Raw genomic sequence first — 15,989 nt, 5'->3', positions numbered from 1 at the left:
TTAATACGTATCAATGATTCGACGAGCTGCATAATAACGTTTACTCCAGTAATCATAATTTATTGCAGAAAGTGTTACACCGCTACTTGTTGGGACATGGACAAATTTATCATTACCAATATAAATACCGACATGCGGCTTAGTTGGGCCAGTTCTAAAAAAACCAGATCGCCTGGGCGTAAATTTTGTTGCCTGACCCAGTGGCCGGTATATTGTTGTTCATCTGTTGAGCGAGGTAAATCAACACAAAACTGCTCACTAAACATACGTTGAGTAAAGGCTGAACAGTCAATACCTTTTGTTGTACCATTAAAACGGTAAGCGACACCTCTCCAGTTTGCATACTACTCTAATATTTTTGTTTTAATTTCCACATTGCGTACTAATTGTTCAAACTCGGCTTGTGATACCTGATAAAGTGAGTTAGATTGTGTTTTATATAGCGGTGATTTTGGTGAATTACAAGCGGATAGTAATAAAGTAATGATTAGTGCCGGAGTAGGCTTCATACAGTATCTCAGTAACGGTTGAAGTTTGACCATTATTGATTTATCGCTTGTTATCTTTATGTGGATATTCGATATAATGTAAATTTGACGATATTTTATTTTGTTAGCTAAAGGTTAAAATATCATCACTCTTGTTCGTTATATAAATGTATATGACTGAGTACCTATTTCAAATACATTGATATGTTAAATATAAATAAGTTTATACAAAGAAATAAAAAATGGCCAGTTTTCTTGTATTAATTTACAAAAAATCAAAATTTTTTGATTAAATAACTAGTGTCGATGTAAATAAGCTTATTGAATGAAAGGTTTAATATTTTGGTTAAATATACTATTTAAAAAATCAGTGTATCGATGATTAGCAATTAAAATTAGCTAATTAATAAAAAATTAAGCTAAATTTGTTAGCAATATTTTATTAATTAATTGTTGGCTTTTCGTTAAATTTTAATAAAATTTAGTCTGTTTTTCAGTAGCAGAAAATTATTCAATTTTGTATAAATATAGGAACTGTTATTTTAAAATTTTGCTCCAATACGTTGTTTTACTTTACTAAATTATTTTTGACTTTATCAGTTAGATATTTGTGATATTTATTATAATAAAGTTATATTAAAGAAATAATCGTGATGAGGATAGCGCCATAAATTTAAATAGCGGTTAAATTAAAATATTAGTAAATGACAAAATATTTTAATAAAGATGAGTAATGAGTTGTTATATTTAAACGATAAAATAGAAACTATCTTATGTGGAATTTTGCGGTTAGCTATATTTCATGATTCAACAAGATATTGAGTTATAGTAGTAAATGTTATTTTAATAAATCATTAGCAATTTCGCACTAATTATTTAATAAAAATATTTAATAGTAATTTTATTTATTGACTAGGATTAAACTTTTTATGATTTTATATAAAAAATATCGCAATGCCCAGCCTAAGATACCCTATTATTTAAATAAGAATTTTTTTATGTCTCTACTGGCATTAACTTTATCATCTCAAGTTTATAGTGAATTAGATACTGGTAGTGTAATTCATTTTTATGATGCTATAATTGTATCTGCCTGTCAAAATATTGTAAATGATAATATGCTAGAAACGAATTGTTGGGATAATGTTGGAAAAGTAGCAACCCAGAAGATAAGTATGAATTTATTAACCAATCAGCAATAAAAATCACTAATTAAATAGGGTAAAACCCGTTTTTTGTGGATCAATAAAACCGAAAAGCAGAGCATGTTGGAAATTAGCTATCATTGATTTTATTTTTAAGTTAGTCACTTTTATTTTTTTAATATAACTGCTCTATAAGTAAGAGCAGCTATTGTTTAATTTATGTCGATTTTAGTCACAACGGCCCATATAACGGCGTTCTGCAATGTGAATGCGAATTTTTTCGCCAATTGATAAGTATTCTGGAACTTGTATTATTAGCCCAGTTGCCATCATAGCTGGTTTTGTTCTTGCATTGGTTGATGCTCCTTTGAGATTTGCTGCTGTCTCTACAATTACCATATCTACAGTTTGCGGAAGTTCTAACGCGATAGCCTGGTTATTAATTACTAAAATTTGTAGGCCAGGTGTTCCTGAGGTAGTAAAGAATAAAAGCTCTTCTTCTATATCTGTTTTTTTGAAACTATAGGGAGTATAATCTTCATTATCCATGAATACATATTCATCAGCCTCAACATAAGAAAAACTTACCACCCGATGAGTTAAATGGATTGTTTCTAGATTGTCATCGCCCTTAAAATGCTCTTCAACTTTTTGTCCGGTTCTAATATCAGTAAAACGCATTTTGTAGAGTGCGCTAGCGCTTCGCGCACTTGGTGTCTGAATATCAATATCTTTTATAATAGCAACTTACCATTTAAGCTTACCGCATAGCCTCGTTTTATTTCATTGGCTCTAGCCATATGAGTTCCTTTCATTAAGTAATTATAATCCCAATTTTATAATAAAATTACCGGCAATTAGAATACAAAGTGATGCTTACTAAGAATTTGCCTCATGACAACTATCGGCACGAAGTATGAGGCATTGAAATTAATCTTGGCAATCGAAAGGCTACTTATAAACAGGCAAAATATTGAATAGCGCTAATATATGGATAACTGCATTAATCAAGCCAAAAAATATAACAAAATAAATTAATAGATTACCGCCAGGTGCATGATAAACTGCATGGGGAAATTTTTTCCGACTAGCTTTAGCCATCATTGCCGGCACAATTACTGCCCATATAGTTGCCGCTAGGCCAGCAAAACCAATAGCATGAATAAAACCATCAGGGTAGTATAAAGCTAAAAGGGTAGGGGAAATGAAGGTTATCAAAGCGGATTTTAAACGGCCTAAATTATTATCTTTAAATTTGAAAAAATCGGCAATGAAATCAAACAGCCCAAGTGTCACACCTAAAAATGAACTAGCAAGTGCCATATAAGAAAACAGATTTAAACACTGTTTTATAATATTGTTATTAGTGCTGTGATCCATTTGTTTTAATAGCGAATCAATATTACCACCTTCAGTAATGATTTGTTTAAAGGCAGTGCGAGGTATATTACCTTGAATAGCATATTGCCATAAGATATAAATGATTAAAGCAATAAAAGTACCATATAACAAACTAAGAACAATTGCTTTACTTTCCTTATGATAATATTTTACTAAGCCAGGCACATTACCATGATAGCCAAAAGAGGTCAGTAAATAAGGTAGAGCAATAAATGCATAAGGTAAATAATCTGTATCCAGACTATTTTTGTTGAATAAGATGGTGGATGAAGCACTATTAAACATGCGACTGACAGACATGATAAAAGTAATAACCATTCCGCCAATCAAAATTGTACTTAGACGATCAACTGCTTTAGTCGATAGCCAAACAACAAAAGCGATTAATAAGCTAAATAATAAACCGGCCATAGGGTGATTTATGGGGATGATCTTATTAAGATTATGTGTAATGATCGATCCACTAGCTGAAATATAAGCATAAGTTAAGATATAAAGAACAAATGCAATTGAAATGCTATTTAGCAAATTCCAGCGTGTGCCAAGTAAATCTTTAACCATGGTATGAAAGCTTGCACCGGAAGGGTAATTCATATTGGCTTCTAAGATCATTAAACCAGAAGAAAACATACATGCCCAAGTATAAACTAATAAAATGATTGAACCGGTAAACCAGACGCCAGAAGTGACAATAGGAATGGATAACATACCGGCACCGACGGCAGTGCCAGCGATGATCATAGCACCACCAAATATGGAAGGGCGTTTAAGATTTTGTATTACTTCGTTAGCCATTACTATAACTGCCTCTTTTATTATTGATTTTGTGTACTAGCTTGATGATACATTAGGTATGATATTTAAGTAAATTAATATTTTTGCCAATTAGTTAAAATTGGTTTTAACCCTATTGTTTGGATGCTGTATTTGATCGAGGGTTGATTTTGATAAATTAACAAAAAAGTGTCTGCTAATTTATTGATCTAATTTTGTTTTCAGCTTTATAAATAATTGCCTAGTGAGATGACAATTAAATAGACAATAATGCAATATTGATCTATTTTATTACATCATAAAATAACAATAATAGTTATATATTACAGCTATTTACCAATAAAAATAGTCGTACTAGATCAATTTTCATCTATTGTAAGAACGATAAATTTGCTGAAGATTGGTTATTGTTGCGACTTTAACCAAGCGATTTCTTGAGACCAGAGCTCAGGATTTATGGTTTCTAGGATCAAAGGTATATTATCGAAGCGGTTATCTTTCATAATATAGCTGAAAGCTGTGTAACCAATATTACCTGTTCCTAGGCTTTGGTGGCGATCAACATGGCTAGCAAATTGGCTTTTGGCATCATTTAAATGCATTGCTCGTAGGTATTGAAAACCGATAATTTTATTAAATTGGGCAAAAGTATTATCGCAAGCTTCTTTTGTTCGTAAGTCGTAACCCGCAGCAAAAGCATGACAAGTATCCAAACAAACACCAACTCGCTGTTTATCTTCGATATCTTCAATTATCGCTGCCAAATGCTCAAATTTAAATCCTAAATTAGAGCCTTGACCGGCAGTATTTTCAATCACAGCAATAACATTTTTAGTTTGCGCTAAAGTAGTATTGATTGACTCAGCAATACGGGCGAGGCATACATCAAGGCTAATTTTATTCAGATGACTACCTGGGTGAAAATTGAGCAAAGTAATACCTAATTGCTCACAGCGTTGCATTTCATCCAGAAAAGCGGCGCGTGATTTTTTCAGTGCCTCAGTTTCAGGGTGGCCTAAATTAATAAGGTAGCTGTCATGTGGCAGAATTTGCTGTTGGTCAAAACCATATTTTTGACAATTTAGTTTGAATTGTTCAACTGTTTCCGGTTTTAGTGGCGGAGCTCGCCATTGACGCTGATTTTTTGTGAAAAGAGCAAAGGCTGTGGCATTGATTTCGTGGGCACGGAGTATGGCTTGATCAACACCACCAGCAGCGCTGACGTGGGCTCCAACAAATTTCATTTTTTTCTCCTAATTTTATTTTAATTATGACACTATTGGCTTAAAAAATGAAATGTATAGCTTAAATCACATTTAGGCATTAATAATGTCTGTTTGCTAACGACAGGACAGGGGAGATAAAAACAAAATTTTATAGGATGTTATTGAAAAATAGATTGCATCGATGAATTTATAAATAACCCACTAGTAGTTAGCCAGCCAAAAAGACACATGGCCATCACCAGTGGTTTGATCCCGGCTTGTCGAATTGCACTTATATGTGTAGTTAATCCAAGTGCAGCCATCGCCATAGATAATAGAATAGTATCAAGGGTAATAATGGATTGAACTAAAATTTGTGGCAATAAATGAAAAGAGTTTATGTATGCAATGATAATAAAAATTATTGCAAACCAAGGGATCACAATAGTGGGCTTTGATTGCGATAAATTGCTAGTTATCATTTTGCGATTTAGATAACCTGATAATATCAATAAAAATGGTGCTAACATCATAACGCGGATCATTTTACTGATCACCCCACTGTTTTCTGCCTTAGGGCTGATCGCATGGCCAACAGCAACCACTTGAGCAACTTCATGGACGCTAGAACCAACAAAAATACCAAACTGAGCTGGATCAAGTGAAAACCAGTGATGTATTTGATCTAGATGATAAAACCACGGATAGAGAAAAATAGCTAAGGTACCAAAAATAACGACGGTTGCTACCGCAATGGCAAATTTATCTGCCGATGTTTTGATGACAGACTCTGTTGCTAAAATCGTAGCTGCTCCGCAAATGCTACTACTGGCTCCAATCCAAAATGGTAGTTTGATTGACTATCCAACTTCAAAAAATATTTGCCTATTAACAGCGCAATTAAGAATGTAGAAATTAGCATAATTAAATCGGTCATACTACCAATCGTGCCTACATCCATAATTTGTTGAAATGTCAAACGAAAACCGTACAAAATAATCCCTGTTCTTAATAAATAATGTTTAGCGAATTTGATCCCTTCATCACAAATGGGTTTTACGGCAAAATAAACGGTGTTTCTAATCACAATGCCCAATAAAATCGCCAGGCTTAGAGCACTTAGTCCAATATTGGCAAACCATTTGTTATTGCCAAGATAAACGGCAATAGTAGTTACAAAACCCGTTAACAATAAGCAAGGTATAAATTTAAAAGTTTTATGCTTATAGGTGTTACCATAACTGCTTTAACCATAGGTTTATGCAATATGTATTATCTCATTGTGTGATAAGCATATATCATTAGTATCTATCTTGAAAATGGATTATTTTTATATTATCTATTAATAAAAGTGGTAGGTTGATGGTTGGCTAGATTATTATGATAGCTTGATTTATATGATTAATTAATAAAGTGAGCATTGATATGTGAATAACTCTTAGACAACTTGAAGTTTTTATTGAAATTTTACAATGTGGCTCAACAACACAGGCCGCTGAATCATTGGCATTATCACAATCAGCTGTAAGTGCTGCTTTAACAGATTTGGAGTCCCAACTTGAGGTGCAGTTATTTGATAGAGTTGCTAAACGTTTAGTTACTAATGAATATGGTAGGCTATTATATCCAAAAGTATTCGCGTTACTTGAACAGGTAACAGAAGTTGAACAGATTTCAAAAAAAGGCTTAGGCGCCGTAAAATTAGCAGCAAGTACGAAAATTGGTAACTATATGTTGCCAGGGAAATTGATACATTATCGTCGTGATAATCCGACTATTCCTTTTGAATTATTAATAAATAATACTACGGAAGTGATTAAAACGGTACAAGAATTCAGGGTTGACTTAGGATTAATTGAAGGCGGCTGTTATGAATCAGAATTGATCACTATACCATGGAAAAAAATCAGCTGGTGGTATTTTGTGCGCCAAATAACCCACTGGCGGCAGGTCGTCAATTAAAGCAACATGAGCTAGAAAATGTGGGCTAGATTTTGCTTGAAAGCGGTTCAGGAACCCGCAATATTGTTGATCAACTGTTATTAAGTAAACTAACTCAGTGCAATATTTTAATTGAATTTAATAATTCTGAAGCCATCAAGCATGCTGTTATGAATAGCATGGGAATAAGTTGTTTATCTTCACTCACGATTGAAGAGCAATTAAAAAATGGCTCATTGGTTGCATTAAATATCGATGAACTCGAACTTTCGTGTACATTATATTTAATTCATCATCAAAATAAGCATTTATCTAAGGCGTTATTACTTTTGTTGGAATATTGTCAGTGAAATTTTAATATCAAGATCCTGCGCAACGCTAATAATTTTTAGTCAATTATGAAGGTATCTTATAACTGAGAATAAGATGCTTATTTATAGTAACACTGTCTGTTACAATCACTGGCGTTAAAATCCACGTTGAATAAAAGGTCATTAATGTCAGAACAATCAACACATACATCACAGGGCGCTACAACAAAATTGCGTCGAGAACTAAAAGCTCGTCATTTGATGATGATAGCTATTGGCGGCTCTATTGGTACCGGATTATTTATTGCTTCCGGCGCAACGGTAGCGCAAGCGGGGCCAGGTGGTGCTTTATTATCTTATATTATTATTGGTTTAATGGTTTATTTTTTGATGACCAGTTTAGGCGAGCTTGCGGCTTATTTACCCGTTTCTGGCTCGTTTTCTACTTATGGTTCTCGATACGTTGATGAAGGCTTTGGTTTCGCTCTTGGCTGGAATTATTGGTATAACTGGGCGGTCACCATCGCTGTTGACTTAGTTGCCGCGCAGTTAGTTATGGGATATTGGTTTCCTGAGATTGATGGCTGGATTTGGAGTGCGATTTTTCTGTTCATCATTTTTATGCTTAATTATACTTCTGTCAAAGGATTTGGTGAGGCAGAGTATTGGTTTTCTTTAATTAAAGTCATTACCGTCATTATTTTTATTGTGGTTGGCGGATTAATGATTATTGGCATTTTTCGTGGAGCAGAAAATGCTGGCTGGTATAACTGGCAAATTGGTGAAGCGCCTTTTGTAGGAGGCTTTTCGGCAATGATTGGGGTTGCTATGATCGTCGGTTTTTCTTTTCAGGGTACGGAATTAATTGGTATTGCTGCTGGTGAATCTAAAGATCCAGGTAAAAATATTCCTAAAGCGGTGCGCCAAGTATTTTGGCGGATTTTGTTATTTTATGTTTTTGCTATCTTGGTGATCAGTTTAATTATCCCATATACGGATCCACGTTTGCTGCGTAATGAGGTAGTTGATATTAGTGTTAGTCCTTTTACCTTGGTTTTTGAAAACGCCGGATTATTATCCGCGGCTGCCGTCATGAACGCGGTTATTTTAACGGCAGTATTATCCGCTGGTAATTCAGGGATGTATGCTTCTACCCGAATGCTATTTACCTTGGCTAAAGAAGGAAAAGCACCAAAAATATTTTCACGCTTATCACCGGGTGGGGTTCCTCGCTATGCCTTGATTGCAACTACTTTTGTGGCAGCACTCTGTTTTTTAAGTTCAATGTTTGGCAACCAGGTTGTTTACTTATGGTTACTGAATACTTCAGGTATGACCGGATTTATTGCCTGGTTAGGGATTGCTATTAGCCATTATCGTTTTCGTAAAGGTTATATGTTGCAAGGCTATGATTTAAATAAGTTACCCTATCGCTCAGGCTTTTTTCCTATTGGCCCTATTTTTGCTTTTGTTATCTGTTTAGTCATTACATTAGGCCAAAATTATCAGGCATTTTTAGCGGACAAGATTGACTGGTATGGTGTTATTGCCACCTATATTGGTATCCCTTTATTCCTGATTATATGGTTTGGTTATAAACTCGTCAAGAAAACCCATTTTGTTCATTATCGGCAGATGGATTTTCCTGAATATGATGAAAATCTAAACAGATAATTGTCAAAAATCCTATTAATTTTTTGTTCAGGCACACGCATTTTATGGGCGTGCCGAGCGTTATTTTTTTACTTAGCTCAAAGAATAAATAAAAAAAGTAACGTTAGCAATAATCGTATTGATAATAATTGTTATTTACTTTATTGTTACGTGCAAATCGGATCAGTTGAATGGAGAGGAAATCAAGTGAAGTTTGCGTGTAGTTTTATTACCAAGGGCCGTTAATGGTTGTTTATTAAAGGACGCTTATTTCATACGATTGCTTTACTGGAAGGAAATAAACCTTTAGCGCGCATTGTTGGCTGGCAAGGTGATTTTCGTAAACTTGATCCACAATCATATGCGGTTTACAAAGCTAAGTTTCCAGAAATTGACAAAATTCCTTTAATTGCTAATACCAGAGCTGAAAGTGTTAGTGTGGAAAAAGTAGTAACCTTAAATCCTGATATTGCTATTTTTGGCCTATCCGGGCACACGGCCCAGGCAAAAATAGTGAATTGGTCATGCAACTCGAAAAGGCCGGTGTGCCAGTTATTTTTGTTGATTTTCGTAGTGAGCCACTAAAGAATACTTTACCGAGTATTCGCTTATTAGGTCAGGCTGTGCATCGGGAGCAACAGGCTGAAAAATACGCCAATTTCTATGAAAAAAAATCTTAAGTTAGTAACGGATATTACCAATAAAATTGCTAACGATAAAAAACCCACTGTTTTTATTGAATTAAGAGCGGGCTCGTCCGAAGACTGCTATGGTACGGCAGGAAACGGTAATATAGGCAATTTTATTGATTTAGCCGATCGGATCAATATTGCCAAAAATGCGTTATCAGGGCCATTAGGAATGATGAACCTTGAGAAGGTCATTACTGATGATCCTGTAATTTATATTGCCAGTGGAGCTAAGATGCCTGGCAGCAAAGAGCTATGAGTACAATTAGGTGCTTTATCGTCAGAGCAAGCAGCCATAACCAGTGTAAGCAAAATAACCGAGCGTAAAGGTATTAATACTCTTACAGCCGTTAAAGATGGTCGCAATTATGCTATTTGGCACAATTATTATAATTCACCCTATAACGTTGTCGTGACACAAGTTTTTGCTAAATGGTTCTATCCAGATAAATTTGCCCGATCTGGATCCGCAAACTACGATGAAAGAGTTATATCGTCAATTTTTAGCGATAGAGCCAACGGGTATCTACTGGGTTAGGCAAGACTTATTAAAAAGCAGGTAATTATTTTCAATGAGTATGACAACTGAACCCATGTCAGCTATTAGGCAGAAAGCCAGTCATGATGGCATAAATATTAAGGCTCATTATCAATATATATTGAAACGCCGTATTATATTGATGATGGCAATTATTATGTTAATTGTATTGTCATTAGTGATTGATTTTACCTTAAGGCCATCAGGTCTTTCATTAGCCAAGTTATGGCAAACATTGATCTCACCAGCGAGTGTTGATATTGGTACTCAGGTGATTGTTTGGGATATTCGCTTACCCTATGCATTAATGGCTGTCATTGTTGGTATGTCACTCGGACTGGCAGGTGCTGAAATCCAGACTATCTTAAATAATCCGCTAGCCAGTCCTTTCACATTAGGTATTTCTAGTGCCGCGTCTTTTGGCACCGCATTAGCGATCGTTTCTGGCATTGGCCATTGCCGGGATCCCTGAACAATGGTTTATTTCGGTTAATGCTTTTATTTTTGCTTTACTAGCGGTCTTAATGCTAGATGCGATCACCGGTTGGACCCGTATTGCAACTTTCGGCTTGGTACTATTTGGTATTGCATTAGTATTTATCTTTAATGCATTAGTTTCAATGATGCAATTTATTGCCACGGAAGATACCTTACAGGGACTAGTCTTCTGGACAATGGGCAATTTGGCGAAGGCAAGCTGGACTAAGCTGGCAATGATGGCCGCCATTTTTGCGGTCATTTTTCCCATTTCCATCATGAGTGCCTGGAAGTTAACTGCACTACGTTTAGGCGAAGATCGAGCAATCAGTTTTGGTATCGATGTCCGTCGGTTGCGTTTGGCGACATTATTAAGAATTAGTATGTTGGCAGCTTTATCCGTTGCTTTTGTCGGCCCTATTGCTTTTACTGGTTTAGTTGCCCCCACATTGCTCGCATGATGTTTGTCGAAGATCATCGACTTTATTTACCGGCCAGTGCCTTAATTGGTGCTTTAGTGTTATCGCTAGCTTCGATTGCATCAAAGAACATTATTCTAGGCTTCATTATACCTGTTGGTATTGTCACTTCTTTGGTTGGTGTTCCCTTTTTCTTAAGTATGATCTTGTGACATAGAGGTAATATTTAATGATAAAAGGATTACGAATAAATCAATTTAATGCAGGTTATCCTAAATGTCCGGTGATCCAAAATTTATTCGCCGATATTTTACCAACTGGAAAAATTACCGTTTTACTTGGGCCAAATGGTAGTGGTAAATCTACGCTATTACGTTCTTTAGCTGGATTAAATAGCGCTGCTGGCCAGTTATGGTTGAATGGGCAGGATCTAATGGCGATGAATTTTGCCCAACGTGCTGCCGGCGGAAATTGCGATCAAATTTGCCAACTAGAGGTTATGAAACTACTACGGCAATTAGGCATAGAGCATCTGGCCTGTGTTATTTAGATCAGCTATCGGGTGGACAAAAGCAGTTAGTGGGTTTAGCACAATCACTTATTCGGCAACCGAAGCTATTGTTACTCGATGAACCATTAAGTGCGCTGGATTTAAATTATCAATTTCATGTTATGGATTTAATAGGTAAAGAAACTAAGCGCAGAGATATTATTACTATCGTTGTTGTGCACGATAGTAATATTGCCTTAAGACACGGTGAACACATATTAATGTTAAAATAAGGTCGTTTGGTTGCAGAAGGTGCGGCTCGAGAGGTTATTATACCTGAAATTCTGGCTGATGTTTATGGTGTAGTTGGACGTCTTGAGCACTGTTCGCAAGGGGTTCCTCAAGTATTAATCGATGGATTAGTCGCTAATTTATCCTAATTAAAAATATTAAATTAATTAGGCTGTGCTTTTCGAGTGAAATAAAAAATTAATAAAAAGACAGGGGAAATTAATTTCACTGGGATTTGAGTGTATGTCGATTATCTGAATAATAAATAATCCTGGTATTTCTTGGAGAATACGGAATGAATTTTTTAATAAAAATAAATTAACGTTAATTATTATTATCACGTTTATTTCTGCTGCCGGTTATGCTACTGAAGATAGTAATACCATTATTGTCACTACCGCAGCTGGTTTTCAGCAAAAAATTGAAGATGCGCCTGCATCTATTTCAGTCATAGAAAGAAAACAATTAGAAGATAAGGCTTATCGTGATGTGACCTATGGATTAAAGGATCTGCGTGGTGTTCATGTGATAGGGGGTGCAAGTAGCACTGATATAAGTATTCGAGGTATGCCAGCAAAATACACCATGATTTTAGTTGATAGCAAACGGGTGAACACACGCAATACCCGACCCAATAGTGATGGCTCTGGCATAGAACAAGGTTGGTTGCCGCCCTTGGTTGTGATTGAACGTATCGAAGTTGTACGAGGTTTGATGTCTTCACTTTATGGCTCAGATGCTATGGGGGAGTGATCAACATCATTACTCGCAAAGTAGGTAAAACCTGGCACGGTAGTTTGCGAGCGGATACAACTATCGCTGAACGTAGTAATTTGGGTAATGCAGGTCAGGGTAGTTTTTATCTGGCCGGCCCATTAATTGACGGTGTGTTGGGGGTGAAAGCGAATGGTCTTTATTCCCATCGTAATGAAGATAAATTTGTTGGTGGTTATAAGAAACAGTCAATGGGTAATGCTGGGGTAACATTCTCATTTATTCCCGATGAGCAGAATAATTTTGATTTGGATTTAAAGTACGATGAACAGCAACGTGACTTGACGATTGGTAAAACCGTGCTTGCACTAAATGGTCATGTGAAGATGATAATACCACTTATCGACGTAACAACTATGTATTGACGCATAACGGTCATTATCAATGTGGTTCAATGGATTCATTTATTCAACGTGATGAATCAGAGAACCCAAGTAGAAAGATGAAATATAATGATACCTTGCTTAAAAACCAGACAGTATTTGACTTAGATTTGCATAAGCTCAGTATTGGTGTTCAGTATCGTTATGAAGATTTACATGATCAAGACAATCAATTACCGACTGCGGCCAATGTTAATAAATTAACTCGTTGGAGCTGGGCATTATTTACCGAAGATGAATGGACGATCACCAATGATTTCAGTTTAACTGCTGGTATTAGAATAGATAAAGATGAGAATTTTGGCGCACATTGGACGCCTCGCTTATATGGTGTTTGGCATATCAATGATCAATTGATACTTAAAGACGGCGTTTCGACTAGATATCGTTCACCTGATTTACGCCAAGTGGCACCTAACTGGAGACAAATAACTGGCGGCCAAACAAGTAAATGGATCATTCTCGGTAATCCAAATTTAAAATCGAAAAAAAGTATTGGTCAGGAAATTGGTTTATTGTGGAATAATCAGGATGACCTGAATATCGGTGTAACAGTTTTTAATACCGATTTTAAAGATAAAATTATGGAATATCGTCTCTGTGGCGATAAATTAGCCGCTTGTAGTAATGTGATTATTCCCAATGGCAGTCAATATGATTTTATAAGTACACGTGATAATGTTGATAAGGCAAACTTGCGTGGTATTGAGGCGACATTTGATTGGCAAATCATGGATAATCTATCAATGGCAGCCAATTACACCTACTCAGATTCTGAGCAACTAAGCGGCAATTTTAAGGGCCAAGCCTTTAGTCAAACACCTAAGCATATGACGAATGCATCGTTAAGCTGGCAGGCAACCAAAGAATTAGAAGCTTGAACACGGGTAAATTTCCGTGGTAGAACCAATCAATATCTTTCTCGCTCATCGATGGCGAATGAATTACCCTCTTATACCTTTGTTGATCTGGGAATAAATTACGCGCTGAGCAAAAATCTTTTTTATTCACAGGGGTTTATAATATTTTAGATAGGCGTTTAGTGGATAATGATAATAAAGCCTTATTAGATGGCCGCCGTTACAATTTAGGATTAAGTTATAACTTTTAAAATCATTTTGAATTAAAAAGTTAGCTAGCTATACTCATGGTAACAGCTAGCTAATTTTTTATTAAAAATTAAAAAAATATTGCTATTTCATAGGATGAAGTGCAGAATGCGCCATCAGAAATAACTGATGCTCATTAATTGCATCAGTTATTTTTTTATTTGTAAGCTAACTTGTTTAATTTTATATGAAGCCGTAAACCTGGCCGGAGTTGATACAACTGTTAGAAAAAACGTGTAGTCAAACCAAAGCAGACTACCGTAGTGAGGAATGCTATTATGGCGCAATTATCTATTTTTTCACCTGTGCCAATTGGTCATGGTTGCTGTATTATTGATGACTACGGAGCGTTCAGCTTCGAAGATAACTTATTCTCTCATTTCTCTTTTTTCTCAGCATATAGGCGTGAGCGAAGTCTTCCTTATAACTATCGATGTAGGCAAAATAGCCAGGCGAAATCCGAAGTTGTAGGAGGTTTTGGCCATGTTTTATAATATCCAATTAGCTTTCAGTAAAGAATCTACCGAGATAAATAATCGTGCGCAACTGGTTAAGACATTAACTTTAATCCAAGTTGTTATGATGGGGCTGGCTTATTTGCAGCCAATGACGGTTTTTGACACTTTTGGTTTAGTGTCATTAAAAACTGATGGGCATGTTCCTTCTTCTTATATCATTGCTTTGATTGCTATTTTTTTTACTGCATTGAGTTATGGTAAATTGGTAAAACGATTTCCTTCGGCGGGATCGGCTTATACCTATGCACAAAAATCGATGAGCCCACATATAGGTTTCATGGTGGGATGGTCATCTTTGCTTGATTATTTATTCATGCCGATGATTAATATATTGTTAGCGAAAATTTATCTGGAAGCTATTTTTCCGACTGTTGCGCCCTGGATTTTTGTGGTCGGATTAGTGATTTTGATGACTATTTTTAATTTACGCGGTATTAATTTAGTCGCTAACTTAAATACCATTATTGTGATTATTCAAATCGCTGTTATGCTAGTTTTTTTAGCTGTTTTGATCCATGGATTATCTAAAGGCGAAGGTTCTGGCCAGATTTGGTCATGGCGATCTTTTACCTCTGAACAGGTGCATTTAATTCCGATGATCACCGGGTCGACGATTTTATGTTTTTCGTTTCTCGGCTTTGATGGCATAAGTTCATTATCGGAAGAAACACCAAATGCAGGAAAAGTAATACCAAATGCGATTTTCTTGACGGCCTTGATTGGTGGTTTGATTTTTATTGGTGTTTCTTATTTTTGACAGCAGTATTTTCCTGATGTTTCGCATTTTAAAAAACCTGATGAATCGCAACCTGAAATTATGCTATATGTTACTGGTGCTCTTTTTCAGTCTATTATTTTGGTTTTTTCTTGTGCAACTGTATTAGCCTCAGGTATGGCTGCGCATGTAGGAGTTTCTCGTCTCATGTATGTGATGGGAAGAGATGGTGTGTTTCCTGAGCGTTTTTTTGGTTATGTTCATCCAACATGGCGAACCCCAGCTTTTAATGTCATTTTAGTTAGCATGCTGGCGTTAACGGCAATTTGGTTTGATATGGAAATTGCCACAGCATTGATTAATTTTGGTGCATTAATTGCTTTTACCTTTGTTAATCTTTCGGTTATTTCGCAATTTTATTTTAGAGAGCGTCGCTGTCATACTTGGCGAGATAAATTTAATTACTTAATTCTACCTATTATGGGCGCTTTAACCGTATCAGTGCTTTGGATCAATTTAGAGAAAACTTCCATGCTATTAGGGATGGTATGGGCAGCGGTTGGGATTTTTTATATGGCAATTATCACCCGCCGTTTTCATCGGCCATTACCACAAATGAATGACGCTTAGTGATCGCAAATTTTAACACTATCGAAGGTTTCACCACA

5 protein-coding genes and 9 pseudogenes are annotated in these 15,989 nt (G+C 35.8%); 9 read left to right on the top strand and 5 right to left on the bottom strand.

What is annotated here, in order from left to right; all coding sequences use genetic code 11:
- Positions 1–542: pseudogene (gene mepS, locus ARADI_RS05295) on the bottom strand (bifunctional murein DD-endopeptidase/murein LD-carboxypeptidase).
- Positions 543–1,486: 944 nt separating this feature from the next.
- Between mepS and ARADI_RS05290 the strand changes: the two are divergent.
- A complete protein-coding gene (locus ARADI_RS05290) occupies positions 1,487–1,690 on the top strand; it encodes a YmdA family protein (RefSeq protein WP_238149146.1) in 204 nt (67 codons plus the stop codon).
- A 171-nt stretch (positions 1,691–1,861) separates the two neighbouring features.
- Here the strand turns inward: ARADI_RS05290 and yeiP are convergent.
- The 4 genes and pseudogenes from yeiP to ARADI_RS05270 all read right to left on the bottom strand — a co-directional run bounded on the left by yeiP (position 1,862) and on the right by ARADI_RS05270 (position 6,217).
- A pseudogene (gene yeiP / locus ARADI_RS05285) lies at positions 1,862–2,433 on the bottom strand (elongation factor P-like protein YeiP).
- A gap of 151 nt (positions 2,434–2,584) precedes the next feature.
- Positions 2,585–3,829: a tryptophan permease gene (gene mtr, locus ARADI_RS05280; protein ID WP_119711369.1), complete on the bottom strand. Its 1,245-nt coding sequence runs from the start codon at positions 3,827–3,829 to the stop codon at positions 2,585–2,587.
- Between the two features lie 383 nt (positions 3,830–4,212).
- Positions 4,213–5,052: a deoxyribonuclease IV gene (nfo, locus tag ARADI_RS05275; RefSeq protein ID WP_119711368.1), complete on the bottom strand. Its 840-nt coding sequence runs from the start codon at positions 5,050–5,052 to the stop codon at positions 4,213–4,215.
- Positions 5,053–5,192: 140 nt separating this feature from the next.
- Positions 5,193–6,217: pseudogene (locus ARADI_RS05270) on the bottom strand (YeiH family protein).
- A 227-nt stretch (positions 6,218–6,444) separates the two neighbouring features.
- Between ARADI_RS05270 and ARADI_RS05265 the strand changes: the two are divergent.
- From ARADI_RS05265 to ARADI_RS05230, 8 genes and pseudogenes are all read left to right on the top strand, one after another.
- A pseudogene (locus ARADI_RS05265) lies at positions 6,445–7,304 on the top strand (LysR family transcriptional regulator).
- A gap of 147 nt (positions 7,305–7,451) precedes the next feature.
- A complete protein-coding gene (locus ARADI_RS05260) occupies positions 7,452–8,939 on the top strand; it encodes an amino acid permease (RefSeq protein ID WP_119711367.1) in 1,488 nt (495 codons plus the stop codon).
- A gap of 237 nt (positions 8,940–9,176) precedes the next feature.
- Positions 9,177–10,170: pseudogene (locus ARADI_RS05255) on the top strand (ABC transporter substrate-binding protein); the annotation flags it as partial.
- Positions 10,171–10,287: 117 nt separating this feature from the next.
- Positions 10,288–11,253 (top strand): annotated as a pseudogene (locus ARADI_RS05250) (FecCD family ABC transporter permease).
- A 17-nt stretch (positions 11,254–11,270) separates the two neighbouring features.
- Positions 11,271–11,971 (top strand): annotated as a pseudogene (locus ARADI_RS05245) (ABC transporter ATP-binding protein).
- Positions 11,972–12,110: 139 nt separating this feature from the next.
- A pseudogene (locus tag ARADI_RS05240) lies at positions 12,111–14,090 on the top strand (ligand-gated channel protein).
- A gap of 261 nt (positions 14,091–14,351) precedes the next feature.
- Positions 14,352–14,582 (top strand): hypothetical protein, encoded by a 231-nt coding sequence (locus ARADI_RS05235; protein ID WP_238149145.1) that lies wholly within the window; start codon positions 14,352–14,354, stop codon positions 14,580–14,582.
- Positions 14,572–15,951: pseudogene (locus ARADI_RS05230) on the top strand (APC family permease). The gene ARADI_RS05235 and the pseudogene ARADI_RS05230 overlap by 11 nt, the downstream one beginning before the upstream one ends.
- Positions 15,952–15,989: the final 38 nt, after the last annotated feature.

The sequence above is a fragment of the Arsenophonus endosymbiont of Aleurodicus floccissimus genome, assembly GCF_900343025.1.
GTDB lineage: Bacteria > Pseudomonadota > Gammaproteobacteria > Enterobacterales > Enterobacteriaceae > Arsenophonus.
The sequence above is the reverse complement of the archived record's forward strand: the minus strand, read 5'-3'. Positions and strand labels throughout refer to the sequence as shown.

Bases quoted from the DNA above. Each gene is read 5' to 3' on its own strand.
- ARADI_RS05260 (WP_119711367.1), top strand. From the start codon at position 7,452: ATGTCAGAACAATCAACACATACATCACAGGGCGCTACAACAAAATTG.
- nfo (WP_119711368.1), bottom strand. From the start codon at position 5,052: ATGAAATTTGTTGGAGCCCACGTCAGCGCTGCTGGTGGTGTTGATCAA.
- ARADI_RS05290 (WP_238149146.1), top strand. From the start codon at position 1,487: ATGTCTCTACTGGCATTAACTTTATCATCTCAAGTTTATAGTGAATTA.
- mtr (WP_119711369.1), bottom strand. From the start codon at position 3,829: ATGGCTAACGAAGTAATACAAAATCTTAAACGCCCTTCCATATTTGGT.